The 17,777-nt window shown below is 71.9% G+C and carries 19 protein-coding genes and 6 tRNA genes; 16 read left to right on the plus strand and 9 right to left on the minus strand.

Features of this window, described 5'->3' with window-relative positions:
- The first annotated feature begins 188 nt into the window (after positions 1 to 188).
- A complete protein-coding gene (gene cobA, locus RI578_RS31750; RefSeq protein WP_310874266.1) occupies positions 189 to 1,421 on the plus strand; it encodes a uroporphyrinogen-III C-methyltransferase in 1,233 nt (410 codons plus the stop codon).
- Position 1,422: 1 nt separating this feature from the next.
- Positions 1,423 to 2,241 (plus strand): RNA methyltransferase, encoded by an 819-nt coding sequence (locus RI578_RS31755; RefSeq protein ID WP_310874267.1) that lies wholly within the window; start codon positions 1,423 to 1,425, stop codon positions 2,239 to 2,241.
- A 124-nt stretch (positions 2,242 to 2,365) separates the two neighbouring features.
- Here the strand turns inward: RI578_RS31755 and RI578_RS31760 are convergent, their stop codons facing one another.
- On the minus strand, positions 2,366 to 3,838 hold the full coding sequence (locus RI578_RS31760; protein WP_310875910.1) for a protein kinase domain-containing protein: 1,473 nt from the start codon (positions 3,836 to 3,838) through the stop codon (positions 2,366 to 2,368).
- Between the two features lie 589 nt (positions 3,839 to 4,427).
- Between RI578_RS31760 and RI578_RS31765 the strand changes: the two genes are divergently transcribed.
- The 3 genes from RI578_RS31765 to RI578_RS31775 all read left to right on the plus strand — a co-directional run bounded on the left by RI578_RS31765 (position 4,428) and on the right by RI578_RS31775 (position 6,168).
- On the plus strand, positions 4,428 to 4,610 hold the full coding sequence (locus RI578_RS31765) for a hypothetical protein (RefSeq protein WP_310874268.1): 183 nt from the start codon (positions 4,428 to 4,430) through the stop codon (positions 4,608 to 4,610).
- A gap of 185 nt (positions 4,611 to 4,795) precedes the next feature.
- Positions 4,796 to 5,749, plus strand: a complete 954-nt coding sequence (locus tag RI578_RS31770; RefSeq protein WP_310874269.1) for a phosphotransferase — start codon at positions 4,796 to 4,798, stop codon at positions 5,747 to 5,749.
- A 101-nt stretch (positions 5,750 to 5,850) separates the two neighbouring features.
- Complete coding sequence (locus RI578_RS31775; protein WP_310874270.1) at positions 5,851 to 6,168, plus strand: zf-TFIIB domain-containing protein; 318 nt, start codon at positions 5,851 to 5,853, stop codon at positions 6,166 to 6,168.
- Positions 6,169 to 6,224: 56 nt separating this feature from the next.
- On the opposite strand, the gene RI578_RS31780 is transcribed toward RI578_RS31775, so the two are convergent.
- From RI578_RS31780 to RI578_RS31800, 5 genes are all read right to left on the minus strand, one after another.
- Positions 6,225 to 6,296 (minus strand) — tRNA-Val (locus RI578_RS31780).
- Positions 6,297 to 6,318: 22 nt separating this feature from the next.
- Positions 6,319 to 6,390 (minus strand) — tRNA-Val (locus tag RI578_RS31785).
- Between the two features lie 51 nt (positions 6,391 to 6,441).
- Positions 6,442 to 6,513, minus strand: a tRNA-Val gene (locus RI578_RS31790).
- Position 6,514: 1 nt separating this feature from the next.
- Positions 6,515 to 6,588, minus strand: a tRNA-Cys gene (locus RI578_RS31795).
- Between the two features lie 39 nt (positions 6,589 to 6,627).
- A tRNA-Gly gene (locus RI578_RS31800) sits at positions 6,628 to 6,700 on the minus strand.
- 177 nt (positions 6,701 to 6,877) lie between these two features.
- On the opposite strand from RI578_RS31800, the gene RI578_RS31805 reads away from it, so the two are divergent.
- The 3 genes from RI578_RS31805 to RI578_RS31815 are packed head-to-tail and all read left to right on the plus strand — an operon-like array spanning position 6,878 to position 9,623.
- Positions 6,878 to 7,930, plus strand: coding sequence for a chorismate-binding protein (locus RI578_RS31805; RefSeq protein ID WP_310874271.1), 1,053 nt, complete (start codon positions 6,878 to 6,880; stop codon positions 7,928 to 7,930).
- The gene (locus RI578_RS31810) at positions 7,927 to 8,748 is read left to right on the plus strand and encodes an aminodeoxychorismate lyase (RefSeq protein WP_310874272.1); all 822 of its coding nucleotides are present in this window, start codon (positions 7,927 to 7,929) and stop codon (positions 8,746 to 8,748) included. Before RI578_RS31805 ends, RI578_RS31810 begins: the two co-directional genes overlap by 4 nt.
- Before the next feature lie 50 nt (positions 8,749 to 8,798).
- Positions 8,799 to 9,623 carry a GNAT family N-acetyltransferase gene (locus tag RI578_RS31815; protein ID WP_310874273.1) on the plus strand — a complete coding sequence of 275 codons (825 nt, stop codon included), beginning with the start codon at positions 8,799 to 8,801 and terminating at the stop codon, positions 9,621 to 9,623.
- 35 nt (positions 9,624 to 9,658) lie between these two features.
- Here the strand turns inward: RI578_RS31815 and RI578_RS31820 are convergent, their stop codons facing one another.
- Complete coding sequence (locus RI578_RS31820) at positions 9,659 to 10,180, minus strand: DsbA family protein (RefSeq protein WP_310874274.1); 522 nt, start codon at positions 10,178 to 10,180, stop codon at positions 9,659 to 9,661.
- Between the two features lie 375 nt (positions 10,181 to 10,555).
- On the opposite strand from RI578_RS31820, the gene RI578_RS31825 reads away from it, so the two are divergent.
- On the plus strand, positions 10,556 to 11,005 hold the full coding sequence (locus tag RI578_RS31825; protein WP_310875911.1) for a hypothetical protein: 450 nt from the start codon (positions 10,556 to 10,558) through the stop codon (positions 11,003 to 11,005).
- A gap of 174 nt (positions 11,006 to 11,179) precedes the next feature.
- Positions 11,180 to 11,359 (plus strand): hypothetical protein, encoded by a 180-nt coding sequence (locus RI578_RS31830; protein ID WP_121745947.1) that lies wholly within the window; start codon positions 11,180 to 11,182, stop codon positions 11,357 to 11,359.
- Positions 11,360 to 11,446: 87 nt separating this feature from the next.
- On the opposite strand, the gene RI578_RS31835 is transcribed toward RI578_RS31830, so the two are convergent.
- Together RI578_RS31835 and RI578_RS31840 are read right to left on the minus strand one after the other, a co-directional pair.
- The gene (locus RI578_RS31835) at positions 11,447 to 12,007 is read right to left on the minus strand and encodes a CGNR zinc finger domain-containing protein (RefSeq protein WP_210961498.1); all 561 of its coding nucleotides are present in this window, start codon (positions 12,005 to 12,007) and stop codon (positions 11,447 to 11,449) included.
- Positions 12,008 to 12,361: 354 nt separating this feature from the next.
- A complete protein-coding gene (locus RI578_RS31840) occupies positions 12,362 to 12,775 on the minus strand; it encodes an SsgA family sporulation/cell division regulator (RefSeq protein WP_004002642.1) in 414 nt (137 codons plus the stop codon).
- A gap of 191 nt (positions 12,776 to 12,966) precedes the next feature.
- Between RI578_RS31840 and RI578_RS31845 the strand changes: the two genes are divergently transcribed.
- From RI578_RS31845 to RI578_RS31870, 6 genes are all read left to right on the plus strand, one after another.
- On the plus strand, positions 12,967 to 13,419 hold the full coding sequence (locus tag RI578_RS31845; RefSeq protein ID WP_310874275.1) for a TIGR02611 family protein: 453 nt from the start codon (positions 12,967 to 12,969) through the stop codon (positions 13,417 to 13,419).
- A gap of 79 nt (positions 13,420 to 13,498) precedes the next feature.
- Positions 13,499 to 13,570, plus strand: a tRNA-Val gene (locus tag RI578_RS31850).
- A gap of 402 nt (positions 13,571 to 13,972) precedes the next feature.
- Positions 13,973 to 15,274 carry an extracellular solute-binding protein gene (locus RI578_RS31855; protein ID WP_310874276.1) on the plus strand — a complete coding sequence of 434 codons (1,302 nt, stop codon included), beginning with the start codon at positions 13,973 to 13,975 and terminating at the stop codon, positions 15,272 to 15,274.
- Positions 15,274 to 16,275 (plus strand): sugar ABC transporter permease, encoded by a 1,002-nt coding sequence (locus RI578_RS31860; RefSeq protein ID WP_310874277.1) that lies wholly within the window; start codon positions 15,274 to 15,276, stop codon positions 16,273 to 16,275. Before RI578_RS31855 ends, RI578_RS31860 begins: the two co-directional genes overlap by 1 nt.
- Positions 16,272 to 17,162, plus strand: coding sequence for a carbohydrate ABC transporter permease (locus RI578_RS31865; protein WP_310874278.1), 891 nt, complete (start codon positions 16,272 to 16,274; stop codon positions 17,160 to 17,162). Before RI578_RS31860 ends, RI578_RS31865 begins: the two co-directional genes overlap by 4 nt.
- Before the next feature lie 12 nt (positions 17,163 to 17,174).
- The gene (locus tag RI578_RS31870; protein WP_310874279.1) at positions 17,175 to 17,774 is read left to right on the plus strand and encodes a hypothetical protein; all 600 of its coding nucleotides are present in this window, start codon (positions 17,175 to 17,177) and stop codon (positions 17,772 to 17,774) included.
- The last annotated feature ends 3 nt before the right edge of the window (positions 17,775 to 17,777 follow it).

A 17,777-nucleotide genomic window follows, 5' to 3' on the forward strand; every position in this document is an offset into this window, starting at 1 on the left:
GCGGCCGAGCGGGAGAGGGGCGGCGCGGCCGGTGATCCGTCACCGCCGCCCCGCCCCTGCCCCCGCCGTACGCTGGACCGACCTCGTGCCACCTCCGCACGTCTCCTAGAATCCGCACGTATCCCCACGTCAGGGCCGCTCCATCGCCGCAGCGCCCACCGCACCGCCAGGACGAGGAGCCCTCCCTCATGGCCGAACACCCCGCCTACCCCGTAGGCCTCCGCCTCACCGGCCGTCGCGTGGTCGTCCTCGGCGGCGGGCAGGTCGCCCAGCGCCGCCTGCCCGCCCTCATCGCGGCGGGCGCGGACATCCGCCTCGTCTCTCCCGAGGCGACCCCCTCTGTCGAGGCCATGGCGGACGCGGGTGAGATCGCCTGGGAGCAGCGCCCGTACGCGGACGGCGACCTCGCGGACGCCTGGTACGCCCTGATCGCCACCAGCGACACCGACGCCAACGCCGCCGCCTCCGCCGAGGCCGAGCGCCACCGCGTCTGGTGCGTCCGGTCCGACGACGCCGACCAGGCCACGGCCTGGACCCCCGCGACCGGGCACAGCGAGGGCGTCACCGTCGCCGTACTCACCACGAGCGCGCGCGACCGCGACCCCCGCCACACCGCCGCCATCCGCGACGCGGTCGTGGAGGGCCTGCGCGACGGCACCCTCGTCGCCCCGCACCAGCGCACCCGCACCGCCGGGGTCGCCCTGGTCGGCGGCGGCCCCGGCGACCCCGACCTGATCACCGTCCGCGGCCGCCGCCTGCTCGCCGAGGCCGACGTCGTCATCGCCGACCGGCTCGGCCCGCGCGACCTGCTCGCCGAGCTGCCGCCGCACGTCGAGGTCATCGACGCGGCCAAGATCCCGTACGGCCGTTTCATGGCCCAGGAGGCCATCAACAACGCGCTCATCGAGCATGCCAAGCAGGGGAAGGCGGTCGTACGACTCAAGGGCGGCGACCCGTTCGTCTTCGGCCGGGGCATGGAGGAGGCGCAGGCGCTGGCCGAGGCGGGCATCCCGTGCACCGTCGTCCCCGGCATCTCCAGCTCCATCTCGGTCCCCGGCGCGGCCGGCATCCCGGTCACCCACCGGGGCGTCGCCCACGAGTTCACCGTGGTCAGCGGGCACGTCGCCCCCGACGACGAGCGCTCCCTGGTCGACTGGCCGTCCCTCGCCAGACTCACCGGCACGCTCGTGATCCTCATGGGCGTCGACAAGATCGGCCGGATCGCCGAGACCCTCGTCGCGCACGGCAAGTCCCCGCAGACCCCGGTCGCCCTCGTCCAGGAGGGCACGACAGCGGCCCAGCGCCGGGTGGACGCCACCCTCGCCACGGTCGCCGAGACGGTCGTCGCGCAGGAGGTCAGGCCGCCCGCCGTCATCGTCGTCGGCGAGGTCGTCGGCGTCGGCCCGCACGGGGCGGCGTGACATGGCCGACCTCATCACGATCCACGACCCCGACGACCCGCGCCTGCACGACTACACCGGCCTGACCGACGTCGAACTGCGCCGCAGGCGCGAACCCGCCGAGGGCCTGTTCATCGCCGAGGGCGAGAAGGTCATCCGGCGGGCCGGCGAAGCGGGCTACGCGATGCGCTCGATGCTGCTCTCGGCCAAGTGGGTCGACACCATGCGCGACATCATCGACGAGGCCCCCGCCCCGGTGTACGTCGTCGACCCGGCGCTCGCCGAACAGGTCACCGGCTACCACGTCCACCGCGGCGCCCTCGCCTCGATGCAGCGCAAGCCGCTGCCGACGGCGGCCGACCTCCTGACCATCGCCCGCCGGGTCGTCGTGATGGAGTCGGTCAACGACCACACCAACATCGGCGCGATCTTCCGCTCCGCGGCCGCCCTCGGCATGGACGCGGTCCTGCTCTCGCCGGACTGCGCGGACCCCCTGTACCGGCGCAGCGTCAAGGTCTCGATGGGCGCGGTCTTCTCCGTGCCGTACGCGCGCCTCGACATTTGGCCGACCGGCCTGGAGACGGTCCGCGAGGCGGGCTTCACGCTCCTCGCCCTCACCCCCGACGACCGCGCCAAGGCCCTCGACGAGGTCGCCCCGCACCGGATGGACCGGGTGGCCCTCATGCTGGGCGCCGAGGGCGACGGCCTCTCCCGGCGCGCCCTGGCGGCCTCCGACGAGTGGGTCCGCATCCCGATGTCCCACGGCGTCGACTCCCTCAACGTGGGCGCGGCGGCAGCGGTCGCCTTCTACGCGGTGGCGACGGGCCGGCCCTCGGCGTAGAACCGGCAGACCCACCGGCCACCCGGCCTGCGCGCCGACTACCCGGCCACCCGGCCGGGGACCGCAAACGGTCGTCGACCGTCCGCCCCCCGCCCGTCCACGCCGACGGTCTGCCCCCGCCCGTCTACAGCCCGGGCGCCCGATGTCCGGAAGAGTGGCCCCGCACGTCCACCCGCTCCTGCTGCGCCCGTACGCCGTCCCGGTCGTCGCCGAGACCCCGCGCCGGCCCCTGGCAGCCCTGCGCGGCGGCGATGCCCAGCGCGACCAGCAGCGTCACGACCACGAACACGAACAGCCGCTGCCGCAGCAGCCGCGGGTTCGCGGGCCGTCGCCAGCGGGTTCCCGTGGTCCTCGATGCCGTACGGCCGGCTCCGCTGCGTGGCGAGGGCCGTCCGCCGCTGTCGTTGCGGGAGGAGTTCCGGCCGGTGGTGTTGCGGGAGGCGGGAGTGGGCCGCGACCCGGACCGCGCCCCCGCTCCGCCGCCGCGCGAGGCGCTGCCGCCCCGGACGGCGGATCCGTTGCGGGACGGCGTGCCGCCGCGGGAGGGTGAGCCGCCGTGTGACGGGTCGGCACCGCGCGACGGATCGCCACCGCGTGCCGCGGCCGGCCCCCGGGCCCCCGGCGTGCTCCGCGGCGCGGGCGTGCCCTGTGCGCCCGGCCGGCCCTGCGGCCGCCGCTGAGCGCGCTCCGGGTAGGTGTCGGCGAGCCGTCCCGTGGGCAGGTCCGCCTCCCCGCTGCGCGGCGCGGGCGGCCGTACGTCGGCCAGGCCCTGGGCCTCCCGGGCGGCGATCTCCTTGAGTCGCAGGGACAGTTGCAGCGTGCTGGGGCGCTCCTCGGGGTCCTTGGCCAGGCACGCCCGTACCAGCGGGGCGACGGCGTCGGGGACGCCGTGCAGCTGGGCCTCCTCATGCACCACGCGGTACAGCATCACCTCGGAACTGCCGTGCCCGAAGGGCGAGTCGCCCATCGAGGCGTACGCCAGTGTGGCGCCGAGCGAGAACACGTCCGTGGCCGGTGTGACCGCCGCCCCGCGCACCTGCTCCGGTGCGAGGAACCCGGGGGAGCCGACCGCGGTGCCGACGTGCGTGAGCGTGGAGGCACCCGTCGCCCAGGCGATGCCGAAGTCGATGATCCGCGGCCCCTTCGGGGACAGCAGGATGTTGGACGGCTTCAGGTCCCGGTGCACCACCCCGGCCTCGTGCACGGCGACCAGTCCCTCGGACAGGGCGGCGCCCACGGCGGCGACGTCCGCCGCGCCGAGCGGGCCTCCGTCGGCGACCTTGTCGTGCAGGGAGGGGCCGGGCACGTACTGCGTGGCGAACCACGGCCGGTCCGCCTCCAGGTCCGCGGCGACCAGCCGGGCGGTGCAGCCGCCGCGGATGCGCCGGGCCGCCGAGACCTCACGTGCGAACCGTGAGCGGAACTCCTGGTCCTCGGCCAGGTCGGGCCGGATGACCTTGAGCGCGACCCGCTGCCCCTTCTTGTCGGAGCCCAGGTAGACCACGCCCATTCCACCCGCGCCGAGCCGCCTGTGAAGCCTGAACGAGCCGACGACGCGCGGGTCCTCGCGCCTCAGGCGCATCATCGCCATGTTCATCCCCGCTGCCCGGTCCCTGTGACGAGCCACAGCTTACGTTTCCACGGCCGCCCGCGCGCAGAGGCCGCGCCCTCTCGGAACGACGGATTGTCAGTGCCGGGTGCGAGAGTTGAGGAGCGGTCAGGGAACGTGGGAGCGGCTCGGCACCGATCCGCCGGTGATCCCAACCGCCCGCCACAGGGCGGGCATTGGTCCGGGGGAGGTGGAGCGGGTCGAGGCGGTGGAGGACACCGGGAAGGCGCCCCCCGCCCGCGGCGTGGCGGCGGACGAGGCCGTGCGCGGGGCGGAGACAGGGGTGCGCGCAGACCCGGCGGAAGTGAGCGAAGTCACCGGGCGGCGCGGAGATACCGGGGCACGGCGGGCTCCCCCTCCGGGAAGACCCCGAGAGCCGGGACCCGGTCTCCACCCAGGGGAGTACACCGCTGGTGATGGCTCATCCTCCGGGAGGCCCGGCAATCGGTACGAGGGCATGACGTCCGGGGAGCTCCGGACGCCTAGATTTGAGGTCAAGCGGCGGGTGCAGCACTCGTCCCCCGAGGTCAGACGCCCGCCGCTGCCAAAGACAACGGAATCGGTCAGGAGAGGGACCATGGCCCAGACGGTACCGCGGACGCTGGTCCGCACACGGCGAAGCCGCCGTCAGGGACGACGCCACCCCGCGGTGGCGACGCTCATGGCCCTGCCCCTGGCGGTCCTGCTCCTCCTCGTCTTCGACGGGTGGGAGACAGTGGCCACACAAGCGTCGTCCGTGGGTGTGATGCTGGGGCGCTGAGCGGCGACCCCAGGCCCGGAAGAGCGGTCCGGGCGGGGACATCCATCCATGAAACCCCGTGGGGACGGGGGTGCGGCGGACGGCAAAATGCCGGCGCAGCTGGGGAGCTGCGCCGGCATTGCTTTTGCCTCCAGGGGCGAGGGGCGAGAGGCGGTGGCAGGCGCACGCCTGCGTACTCTCAGCCCGTGACAACGGACCACCTCCTGCCCGCCCTCACGGCCCGCGTCAGGGAGAGGGCCCACGCCGGAGCCCCGGACTGCCCCTGCGGCGGCGCCCCCTTCGCCGGCACCGCCGGCACCACCCTGGCCGACCGCCCCGACGCCACCGTCGTCCGGCACGCCGGCATCGTCGCCAAGGCTCACGCGGCGGACGCCGACCCCGCCGAGCTGGCCCTCCGTGTCACCGTCGCCGCCCGCCTCCCCGGCATCCTCCTGCCCCCGCTCGACCCGACGCCCGTCGCGCTGCACGGTCGGCTCGTCACGTCCTGGCCGTACGGCACCCCCGTGGACCCGGAGGACCCGGACGCGGCGCCCTGGGCGGCCGCGGCCACCCTCCTCGCCCGCCTCCACCGGACTCCGGCCCCCATCGCCGTACCCCCCATGCGCGGCCCCGCGAAGGCCGCGCAAGCCGTCGCCCGCCTCCGGACCGCCGCCCCGCACCACCCCGCCACCGCCCCCGTGCTGCACGCCTGGGCCACCCTCCCCGCCTGGGCCCGCGGGGAGGCCGCCATGCCGGACACGGACACCCTCTGCCACGGCGACCTCCACCTCGGCCAGTTCATACGCCACCCCGCACCCGAGGGCCCCTGGCTGCTGATAGACGTCGACGACCTCGGCACCGGCGTCCCGGCCTGGGACCTGGCCCGCCCGGCGGCCTGGTACGCCTGCGGGCTGCTGTCGCCCGACGACTGGCACCGCTTCCTGACCGCCTATCGCGCGGCCGGCGGCCCGGCCGTCCCGCCGCACGGCGACCCCTGGCCCGCCCTGGACGTCCCGGCCCGCGCCCTCACCGCGCAGACCGCCGCCCGGGCCGTCGCCAAGGCGGCCGCGGCGGACCGGCCCCTGGACGAGGTGGAACGGTCACTGGTCGACGCCTGCGCCCGGATGGCCTCGATCGGCCCCCGCTCCCCACGCGGTTGAGCCGAAGTTTCGCGAAGTAGGGTGCAACCGACCCGCGGCCGGACAGAGTCTGTCCTGGCGAAACGCGAAGCAGGACCGACCGGCGAGGAGTTGAGCCGAGCATGCAGTGCCCCAAGTGTCACGCACCGATGCACACCTACAACCGCAACGGCGTTCAGATCGAGCAGTGCAGTGGCTGCCGCGGAATCTTCCTCGACTACGGCGAGCTGGAGTCGCTGACCCGCCTGGAGGCCCAGTGGTCCCAGTCCGCTCCGCCGCCGGCGGCCCCGCCCGCCGCCCCGCAGGCCTACCCGGCCGGCGCTCCGCAGGCCTACCCGACTCCTCCGGCCCCCGCCTGGGGCGCCCCGCACGGCGGCCACCACGGCCACCACGGTCACCACCGTCAGAAGGGCTTCGGCCGCATGCTCTTCTCCAGCTGAGCGAGCGGACGCACGACGAAGCCCCGGCCGTACGGAACGGCCGGGGCTTCGGTGTGTGGACGATACTGGGATTGAACCAGTGACCTCTTCCGTGTCAGGGAAGCGCTCTCCCGCTGAGCTAATCGTCCCGGGAGTGGTGCGAGTACTGCGTGCGCGATACTGGGATTGAACCAGTGACCTCTTCCGTGTCAGGGAAGCGCTCTCCCGCTGAGCTAATCGCGCGGGGATCCATACGGAGATGATCCGTACGGGTCGGTGATCCTTGCGGATCAGTGGACGATACTGGGATTGAACCAGTGACCTCTTCCGTGTCAGGGAAGCGCTCTCCCGCTGAGCTAATCGTCCTTGGAGGTGGAGACGGGATTTGAACCCGTGTAGACGGCTTTGCAGGCCGTTGCCTCGCCTCTCGGCCACTCCACCAGGAGTGTAGGGGACCCGGGAGGCCCCCTGTTTCCTGCGAGCGGACGACGAGGTTCGAACTCGCGACCTCAACCTTGGCAAGGTTGCGCTCTACCAACTGAGCTACGTCCGCCTGTCGGTGCGGTCCGCTTGCGCGTCCCGGCGACGTCATGAACTCTAGCGGATTCCGGGGCCAGTACAAAAACGCGTTTGTGCAGCGTGCTGCGGTGCGTCCGGTCACGGACCTGGTCAGGGCACCCGGAAGGACAGGTTCGGGTCACCTCCGGGACACCGGCCTAGACTCGACAGCGTGCCCGACCTCCCTCCCCTCGCCCGCTTCGGCGACCGCCTCGCCACCGGTCTCCTCGACGTCACGAGCGACCCCGCCGCCCTCGACTCCAGGGGCTTCTGGGCCGTCTGCGCGGACTTCGAAGGCCGTCTGACCTGCGCACGCTTCGCCGAGGTACGGACAGCCCCGGTACCCGCGCCGGTACCGGGAGAGTGGCGGGGGCCGGCCGTCGGTGACTGGACGTCCTCCCTCGACCGCACCGCGTACACGGCGGCCGTACGACGCATCCGCGAGCACATAGCCGCCGGCGAGGTCTACCAGGCCAACCTCTGCCGGGTGCTCTCGGCGCCCGTCGCCCCCGGCGCCGACGTGGACGCCCTCACCGCCCTGCTGGCCCGCGGCAACCCGGCGCCGTACGCCGGAACGATCCGGCTGCCCGGGCACGGCGTCGAGATCGCCACCGCGTCGCCCGAGCTGTTCCTGCGCCGGGACGGCCGGGTCGTCGAGTCCGGGCCGATCAAGGGCACCGGGCGGACCGAGGCCGACCTGCTGGAGAAGGACTACGCCGAGAACGTGATGATCGTGGACCTGGTCCGCAACGACATCGGGCGGGTCTGCGCCACGGGCACCGTGACGGTGCCCGACCTGTGCGCGGTCGAGAAGCACCCGGGGCTCGTGCACCTGGTCTCGTCGGTACGCGGTGAGCTGCGCGCGGGCGCCGGCTGGCCGGAGCTGCTCGACGCGGCCTTCCCGCCCGGGTCCGTCACCGGCGCGCCCAAGTCCAGCGCCCTGCGGATCATCGACGCGCTGGAGACCGCGCCCCGGGGCCCGTACTGCGGGGGCATCGGCTGGGTCGACGCCGACCGGGGGACCGGCGAGCTGGCCGTCGGCATCCGCACCTTCTGGATCGACCGAGCCGCGGGACTGCTGCGCTTCGGCACCGGCGCCGGCATCACCTGGGGCTCCGATCCCGAGGGGGAGTGGCGGGAGACCGAACTCAAGGCGTCCCGGCTGCTCGCGGTAGCGTCGGGTGCGTACGAGGTGAACGGAAGCGGAGAGGCGCTACTGACGTGAAGATCTGGCTCGACGGCGGGCTGCAGGACATCGAGTCCGCCCGCGTCTCCGTCCTCGACCACGGACTGACCGTGGGCGACGGCATCTTCGAGACGGTGAAGGCGGTGGCCGGCAGGCCGTTCGCGCTGACCCGGCACCTCGACCGGCTGACCCGTTCGGCGCGCGGCCTGGGGCTGCCCGACCCCGACCTCGACGAGGTGCGCCGTGCCTGCGCCGCCGTCATCGAGGCCAACCCCATGCCGCTGGGCCGGCTGCGCGTCACCTACACCGGCGGCCACGGCCCGCTCGGCTCCGACCGCGGCGAGCACGGCCCGACCCTCGTCGTCGCCCTCGGCGAGACCGGCCGCCGCCCCGACTCCACGGCCGTCATCACGGTCCCCTGGACCCGCAACGAGCGCGGCGCGCTCACCGGCCTGAAGACCACCTCCTACGCCGAGAACGTCGTCGCCCTCGCCCGCGCCCGTGAACGGGGCGCCTCGGAGGCGCTGTTCGGCAACACGGTGGGGCAGCTCTGCGAGGGCACGGGGTCGAACGTCTTCGTCGTCCTCGACGGCGAGATCCATACCCCGCCGGTCGCCTCCGGCTGCCTCGCCGGAATCACCCGCGCCCTGGCCGTCGAGTGGACCGGCGCCCGCGAGACCGATCTGCCGCTGGACGTCCTGGACCGCGCCGACGAGGTCTTCCTGACCTCCACGCTGCGGGACGTGCAGGCCGTGCACCGCGTCGACGACCGCGAACTGCCGGGCGCCCCGGGGCCGGTGACCGCGAAGGCCATGCGGATCTTCGAGGAGCGGTCCGGGGACGACCTGGACCCGTAAGCGCGGATATTCGGCTGCACTTCGCACCCCCGGCGGGTAGAACACCCGTGATGACCACCACCCTGCGGCCGACCGAGCCGCTTCAGCGCGCCGCCGACGGAACGCGTTCACGCCACTACCAGGTGTGCGTGAACAGTCGTCCCGTCGGCGCGATACACCTCGGCACGTCGAAGGCCTTCGGCGACTCGGTGGCCGTGATCCACAAGCTGCGCATCGACGAGCCGGACCGCCGGCGCGGCCGGGGCACGGTGGCCGCCCTCGCGGCGGAGGAGATCGCGCGGGGCTGGGGCTGCGGGCAGATCGAGGCGACCGTCGGCCCCGACGCCGTGGCGGGTCTGCGGCTCACCGCCGCGCTCGGGTACGTCCTGCGCACCCGCGGCATGACCAAGCAACTCGGCGACACCCCGCCCGCCCTGCCCGCGGACAGCCGAGCGCGGCCCATGACACGGGACGAGTTCGACGTCTGGCAGGCCTACGAGTCGGAGCAGTACGCCCGGACCTGGATCGAGCGGGGAATGCCCGAGGCGGAGGCGCGCGAGAAGGCGCGCAGCGATCACGAGATGTTGCTGCCGCAGGGGCTGGACACGGAGAACATGCTGTTCAGCGTCCTGGAGCACGAGGGAACGCGGGTCGGCGTCCTGTGGCTGGCGCTGTACGAGGGCCGGGCCTTCGTCTTCGACGTCGAGGCCGACGCGGCCCACCGGGGCCGGGGACACGGCCGCACGCTGATGCTGCTGGCCGAGGCGCAGGCGATCGCCGCGGGCCGGCCACTGATCGGGCTCAACGTCTTCGCGGGGAACACCGCGGCCGAGCGCCTCTACGAGTCGCTCGGCTACGGGACGACGCGGTACAGCTTCTACAAATCGCTGCTCTGACAGCGGGCGGGGACGGGGCGGGCCCGGGTCCCGGATCAGTCCCGCTGTGCGGCCAGCAGCCGGTCCGCGATCTCCTCGACGCGCTCGCGCAGCCCCTCCTGGCTCTTGCCGCCGTCGAGGCGCTCGCCGCCGATCACGTACGTGGGGGTGCCGGTCACGCCGATCGCCTTGCCCTCGGCCTGGTCGGCGTCGACGATCAGGATGTGCCGGCCGTCGATCAGCGCGGTGTCGAACTCCTCCGCGTCCAGTCCCAGTTCCCGGGCGACCTCCACCAGGAGGGTTTCTCCCTTGCGGTCCAGCTCCGCCACCCGGCCCAGCACGGCCTCGGCGTACGGCCACCCCTGGCCCTGGGCGACGGCCTCCTCGGCGGCCTGGGCGGCGGCGAAGGAGTGCTTGTGCTTCTCCAGGGGGAAGTGCCGCAGCCGCAGCTCCAGACGGTCGCCGTAGCGGGCGCGCAGGGCACGGAGGTCGTCCAGGGCGGTGCGGCAGTCCGGGCACTGGAGCTCGCACCAGACGTCGAGGACGGGCGCGGGACGGGCGGGTGAGGAGTCGCTCATGCTGCCATTCTTCCAGCCGGCGGGACGGCACTCCGACCACCGTCGTACGACGGCCACCGGCACCTGGGGAGGAGCCGACCCCTAGGGGGTGTCGTTTGGATCCTGCCGGGTGCGCGGGGTCTGGCACGCACATCTGCGGCGTTGTCGTCGGTTGCCAGGGCTCCGCCCTGTCGCCCTCCTCCGCCTTGCAGCTGCACGCACCAGACCCCGCTCGGGCCGGTTGCGAGGCACCGTTGCCCGGAGCCGGCCTGATCCAAACGACACCCCCCAGATCTCCCTGATCTCGGGCCGGACCATGGCCCCACGGCGCCCGGACGGTGCAGGATGGAAGGGACAGAAGTGCGCATGCCCGACCGAGCCAGCCTGGAGGACCGGATGATTGCCGAGACCGTCTGCTCCGCGGTGTCCGCGGCAGGCCTGGGCATCGCGGCGATCACCGCGTACCGCAGGCGTTTCCTCACCGCGACCCGCATCGCCGCCTACTCCCTCGTCCCGATCGGCCTGGTGATGACCGGGGTCGTCGAGTGGCTGGCCGACACGGCCTTCAGCCCGGTGGCCTGGGCCGGCTTCGCGGTGCTGGGTGTGTCCTGGGTGCTGTTCATGACCACGCGCACGGTGGAGCGCCGCCGCGGCGGCACCCGCAAGGAACGCAAGGAGGCCCGCGCCGCCGCACAGCGCGACGCGGTCGCCCCGGCGGCCTCGGAGCCCTCCCTGGGTGCCGGCTCCCGCCCGGCCGCCCGGCCCGCGTCCCGACCTGCGACGACGTCTCGCGGCGAGGACGACTTCAGCGACATCGAGGCGATCCTGAAGAAGCACGGGATCTGACCGCCGACCGGCTCTCGGCGTTCCGGACTGAAACGACACAGCGGTCCGAGGCCGTCAGAGCGCGCTCCGGAATGATCAAGATCCGACCGGACATTGCGACATTCAACGAACTCCCGGTCTTAACGGGCGTGTTGATCGCGTAGGCCCTGCGTGCTGCGTCATCATCGCGGCGAGATGCCGGACACCACTCAGCTGGATCCCCAGCTGGACCCGAGACAGAGCGAAACCGCGCGGGCGCACAGCGAACCGCGCGGCTGCCTCTTCGCCCTTTCCCAGCCACCGCTCATGATCTTCCTTGCGGTGATCGGGTGTCTGCTGCTCATGGCTTCGTTGCACGATCTGCTGTTGCTGTGAGCCGTACCCGCGTTCCCCGGCGCCACCCGCCGGGGATCGCGTCGACACCAAGGGCATCGGGGACCGCGCCGGTCGGGAACGGCGGTGTCAGCCCGCCGCCTCTTTGCGCCGCGCCCGGTACGCGGCCACGTGCAAGCGGTTTCCGCACGTGCGGCTGTCGCAGTACCGTCGCGAGCGGTTCCGGGACAGGTCGACGAAGGCGCGCCGGCAGTCGGGCGCCTCACACCGCCGCAGCCGCTCCTGCTCCCCCGCGACGACGAAGAACGCCAGCGCCATTCCGCAGTCGGCGGCCAGGTGGTCCGCGACGGAGGCGCCGGGCGCGAAGTAGTGGATGTGCCAGTCGTAGCCGTCGTGGTCGGTGAGCCGGGGCGTGGTTCCGGCGGCGGCGACCAGGTCGTTGATCAGTCCCGCCGCGGCCCGGGCCTCGGGGGCCGCGAAGACCGCCGCGAACCGGCCGCGGATCTTGCGCACCGCCGAGAGGTCGAGCTCCGAGAGCACACCGACGTCGCTGATTTCGTGCGTTCCCACAAATTCCTGGAGGGCCGCCACATCCGGCAGTCCGTCCGGCGCCGATTCGTCCTCCGGCACGGTGTTCACCAGATCCACCACGGTGTCGAGGGCGCACCGGGTGTCGTGGGTGATCAGCACATTTCGCTCCCTGGCCTGGGGTCGGGCGGGCGCCCGCCGATGCTGGCCGATGGTAGTGGCTTCCGCGGCGGGCCAACCGGCTCCGATCGCGGTCCCGGCCGTCGGTTGCCGGTACAACGGCGACGGAACTGCCTTCGTTCCCGGAGAGGGCGGCAGGAGGCGGCAGCAGGCGGCATGAGGTGGCAGGAGGCAGCGCGCGGCGTCCGGCCGCGCGGGGCCCCGTCGCCGCACGCGCACCGGCGTCGCCCCCGCGGAGGTCCGCGGCGACGACGCCGGTGTGTGCCGTATGCGGTTGTCCGGGCCCGTGCCGTCACCCCGAGTCGACGGCGACGGGCGGCTTCACGGTGCCTCGCCCTAGCTTTCCGCCAGGATGTGCGAGAGCTCCTGATCGAGATCGAAGTGCCGGTGTTCCGTGCCGGGCGGCACGGCGGCGTCTGTGCGCTTCAGGAAGGACTCCAGGGCCCGTGCCGGGGCCTCGAGCAGTGCCTCGCCCTCCGGGGAGCTCAGGGCGATGCACACGACGCCCTGGCCATGACTGCGGGACGGCCAGACACGGACGTCGCCGGTGCCGGTGGGGCGGTGGAGACCTTCGGCGAGGAGGTCGCGGGCGAACACCCACTCGACGGTTTCCTCGGCTCCGGTGTGGAAGGTGGCGTGCACGGCGTAGGGGTCGGCCGTGTCGTACCGCAGGCCTGCGGGGACAGGCAGGGAGGACTCGCTCGACACAACGAGGCGCAGGTGCAGCTCGCAGCTGACCGTGGTGTTCATAAGCGCCAGGGCCTTTCGCTCAGTGTGCGCTCGGGGATTCGCACGTCGGCGAAATCGACATGCCACCTACGGTGCCGTTGTAAACCCCTCTGAGTGTTTTGCGTGCGTTTACGTAACTCTTCCGGCCGAGTGATCGTTCGGGTCGTGCACCCATTCCGGTGACAGGTTTCGCTCCGGTAGTGTTTGGCTGTATGAACACGGGGAGTAACACGCCCGGCGAGGCAGTCGTGGCGGAAGACCGTACGGGGACGGACGAGGCCGCGGCCGACCGCGCGCTGGGCTCACGGGCACCGGAATTCATCAGGGCGCGCCGCGCCCTTCACCTGAGCTGGCAGGTCGGCGTCTTCGTCGTCGGCCTCGCGGTCGTGGTGGCCGGCGTCGCCATGCTGGTGCTGCCCGGACCGGGCTGGGTCGTGATCTTCGGTGGCATGGCGATCTGGGCGACCGAGTTCGTCTGGGCCCAGCTGGTCCTGCGCTGGACCAAGCGCAAGGTCACCGAGGCGGCGCAGCGCGCCCTCGATCCCAAGGTGCGGCGCCGGAACATCATCCTGACCTCGATCGGCGTGGTGATCGTGGCCGTGCTGGCCGGGATCTACCTCTACAAGTTCGGGCTCGAGATGCCCTGGAAGATCAAGGACCAGTGATCCGCGGCGGGGGCGCGGCGACCCGGCCCCCGCTGGTCACAGGCACCCCCTGACATGGGGTAATGTTCTCCCTGCGTCCGGGCGATTAGCTCAGTGGGAGAGCGCTTCGTTCACACCGAAGAGGTCACTGGTTCGAACCCAGTATCGCCCACCGGATCACCAGAACGGCCCGGCTCACCATCGTGAGCCGGGCCGTTCTGTCGTGCGCGCGCCCTGGTGGTCCCGAGGCGTGCCCGAGCGTCACGTGCGGCGCGTCCCGGGCCGGCTGTGCGGCCGTTCCGCTTCCGGGCGTCTTCACCCAACCGTGACCTTCCGCGCCGCCCGCCCCCGTGGGCCCATCGGTGTTCGGTCCCTCGGCCACACCGCGCCGACCTCGGCCTTTTCCGGTGCCGCCGGCCGTGCGGCCGGGGTGGTCGTCCGCTCGGTCCGCGCCCCGCGCCCATGAATTCCTGTCCGAATCATTGACGCGCCCCCGGGCCCTCCGTAACTTGTGCCAGCAAGCGCTTACTTGAAACGATTCATGAGGCGGAAGCGACGTCGCGGGGAGGCTCGTATGCAGCAGGACGGGAATGCGGAGAGGCGGACCGGGAGGCGCACGATCCTCAAAGCGGCGGGGGCCTCGCTGGCCGTCGCGGGGCTGGGTGCGACGGCCACCGCGTGCGGCGGCGGCAGCGGCTCGGGGGACGGAACGGTGACGATCCGTTACTCGTGGTGGGGCGCCGAGGACCGGGCCGAACGCATCAACAAGACCATTGCGCTCTTCGAGAAGAAGTACCCGAAGATCAAGGTCAAGACCGACTTCCAGCCGTACACCGACTTCTGGAAGAAGTTCAACACCCAGGCCTCCGGCGGGAATCCGCCGGACGTCTTCCAGAATGCCATCGGCTTTCTCCGCAAATACGACGCGAAGAATGTCCTGCTCGACCTGAGCGAGCAGGCCAAGGCGGGAAACCTCTCCATGGACGGCTTCCGGGCGGGCCTGGAGAAGTTCGGTGAGATCGACGGGAAACTCCTCGGCGTGCCGGTCGGTTCGAATTCGATGGCCCTCGTCATCGACAAGCCCGTCTACACCAGGGCCGGCAGCAAGCCCGAACAGGGCTGGACCTGGGACGACTTCGACGAGGCGATGACGAGGATCCGGGACAGGACCGGCCGCGCCGGGGACAGCGGCATGTACGGCGTCATGTACCTCTACGACCTGTACCTGCGGCAGAACGGCAAGGCCTTCTTCACCGAGGACGGGCTCGGCTTCTCCGAGGCCGACCTGACCGCCTGGTGGACGAAGGCGGAGAAGGGCGTGAAGTCCGGCCTGTTCGCCGACCCCAAGAAGGTCGCCCAGATCAAGCCCAAGTCGGCGCTCTCCGCGGAGCTCGCCGGCAGCGAGTTCACCTGGGACAACTTCACCGTCCGCTACACCTCCGAGGGCAAGAGCGAGTACGGTCTCGCGCCGATCCCCACCACGGACGGCAAGCGCACCGGCCAGTACCTCGGCTCGCTGATGCTCAGTGCCTACAAGCGCACCGAGCACCCCAAGGAAGTCGCCCAGTTCATCGACTTCATGGTCCACGACCCCGAGGTCGCCAAGATCATGGGCTACGACCGGGGCGTGCCGACGACGCAGGTCCAGTACGACGCGTACCAGCCGACCGACCCGGTCAACAAGGCGATCGCCGCCTACGAGGAGTCCCTCGTCGAGGCTGGCGTCCTGGAGGAGATCACCCCGCACCCGAACGGTGCCGACATCTGCGAGGCCGCCTTCCTGCGGATCGCCGAGGAGATGGCGCTCGGCGAGCGGTCCGTCGAGGACGCCGTGAAGCAGTTCTTCTCCGAGTCGAAGACGGCTCTCGTCGGCTGATGGGGAACGCAGTGACACACGCCCCTGCGATGGAGGGCCTGGCCGAGGACTCCGAGCCGCGGCACGGTCCGGTGAAGTCCCCGCGCCCCGCCGAGCTGAAGCGGCGGGGCCGCCGGGAGAACCTGGCCGGCTACCTCTTCATGTCCCCCTGGATCGCCGGTTTCCTGCTGCTGACGGCGGGACCGATGGTCGCCTCGCTCTACTTCGCGTTCACCGACTACAACCTGTTCGACGCTCCCCAGTGGATCGGCCTGGACAACTTCTCCGAGATGTTCGGCGACCCGCGCTGGCGCCACTCGGTCCAGGTCACCCTCTGGTACGTCGTCGTCGGCACCCCGATCAAACTGATCGCCGCGCTCGGCGTGGCCCTGCTGCTGGCGCAGAAGCGGCGCGGGCAGGCCTTCTACCGGGCCGCCTTCTACGCTCCGTCGCTGATCGGCGCGAGCGTGTCCGTCGCCATCGTGTGGAAGGCGATCTTCTCGGACGACGCGGTCGTCGACCGTACGCAGCGGCTCTTCGGGATCGACGCCGGCGGCTGGACCGGCGACCCGGATCTGATCATCTACAGCCTGGTGGCCCTGACCGTCTGGCAGTTCGGCGCCCCCATGGTCATCTTCCTGGCCGGCCTCAAGCAGGTGCCGCGCGAGTTGTACGAGGCGGCCGACGTCGACGGGGCGGGCAAGCTGCGGCAGTTCTGGAACATCACGCTGCCGATGATCTCCCCGGTCCTCTTCTTCAACGTCCTGCTGGAGACCATCCACTCGTTCCAGATCTTCAGCTCGGCCTACATCGTCGGCGGCGGCGCCGGAGGCAACGCCTGCGGTCCCGCGGACGGCACGATGGTCTACACCTGTTACCTGTACGTCCAGGGCTTCGAGAACAGCCGCATGGGTCTGGCCTCCGCCATGGCCTGGATGCTGCTGGTCGCGGTCGCCCTGGTCACCGCGGTGCTGTTCTGGTCCCAGAAGCGCTGGGTGCACTACGAGGAGGGCGGCCGATGAGCGCGCAGGCCACCGACGTCACGCCCGCCCCGCCCGCGAAGGGTGCCCTGCGGCGCAGGCTGCCGGGTTCGCTCGCCTGGCATCTCGGGTCGCTGGCGATCCTCGCGGTGATCCTCTACCCGGTGCTCTGGGTGATCGGCGGCTCCTTCAAGGAGAGCGGGGACATCGTCGGCAGCCTGGACCTCTTCCCGGGCGACCCGATCCTCTCCAACTACACGAGCCTCACCGACGGCATCGCGGACATCTCGATCTCCACGTTCTTCTTCAACTCGCTCTTCCTCGCGGTCGGTTCGGTGATCGGGATCGTGGTGTCCTGCTCACTGACCGCCTACGCCTTCGCGAAGATCCGGTTCGCGGGCCGCAACCTGCTGTTCACGCTGATGATCGGCACTCTGCTGCTGCCGTACCACGTGCTGCTGATCCCGCAGTACGTGCTGTTCCGCAACATGGACATGATCAACACGTACACCCCGCTGCTGCTGGGGAAGTACCTGGCCACGGAGGCGTTCTTCGTCTTCCTGATGGTGCAGTTCATGCGGAACCTGCCCAGGGAACTGGACGAGGCGGCCCGCCTCGACGGCTGCGGGCACTTCCGCATCTACTGGTCGATCGTGCTCCCGCTGTGCCGGCCGGCCCTGATCACGAGCGCGATCTTCACCTTCATCAACTCGTGGAACGACTTCATGGGCCCGCTGATCTACCTCAACGAGCCCGGCAAGTACACCGTCTCCCTCGGCCTGAAGATGTTCGTGGACCAGGAAGGGCTGGCGAACTACGGCGGCATGATCGCCATGTCGCTCGTCGCCCTGCTGCCCGTCCTCGCCTTCTTCCTGGCCTTCCAGCGCTATCTGATCGACGGCATGGCGACCTCCGGTCTGAAGGGCTGAGGTGAACCGATCGTGACCGACGCACGCGCCAAGGCCCGCACCGAGCGGGGGGAGTCACGGTTCGCCGAGGGGTTCGCCCTGTTCGCCGAGTGCCTGCTCACCGGGGTGTGGATCGCGGTGGCCTCGCTGCCGCTGGTCACCTACCCCGCCGCGTTCGCGGCCGGCGCGCGGCATCTCGGGCGCCGACTGGCCCACGAGCGCGGCGGCTGGCGGGAGTTCACGGCCGACTTCCGGGCGGCGGTGCGCCGCGGCTGGCTCGTCGGGCTCGCCGGGTGGGCCGCCCTGGCCGCGGTCTGGGTGGACGTGCAGGCCGTACGCAGCGGTCTGCCGGGCGGGCCCTTCGTGGGCGCCGTAGGGGTCCTCGCCCTGATCGGCGCGGCCGTGGCCGGGCTGCGCGCGGCGGCGGCCTGGCGGCCCGGCGCCTCCTGGCGGTCGCTGCTCGCGCAGGCCGGGCGCCGCACCGTGCTCGACCCCGCGGGTTCCTTCCTGATCGTGGGCGGGCTGGCCGTCGTGGTCTGCTCGGCCTGGTTCAGCGCGCCGCTCGCGGTCGCCGTCCTCGGCGCCGTGGCCGCGGCGGCCGTCGCCGTGGAGGAGCGCTACCGGCGCCGCTGACGA

Source organism: Streptomyces sp. BB1-1-1 (assembly GCF_031597775.1).
Lineage (GTDB): Bacteria > Actinomycetota > Actinomycetes > Streptomycetales > Streptomycetaceae > Streptomyces > Streptomyces thinghirensis.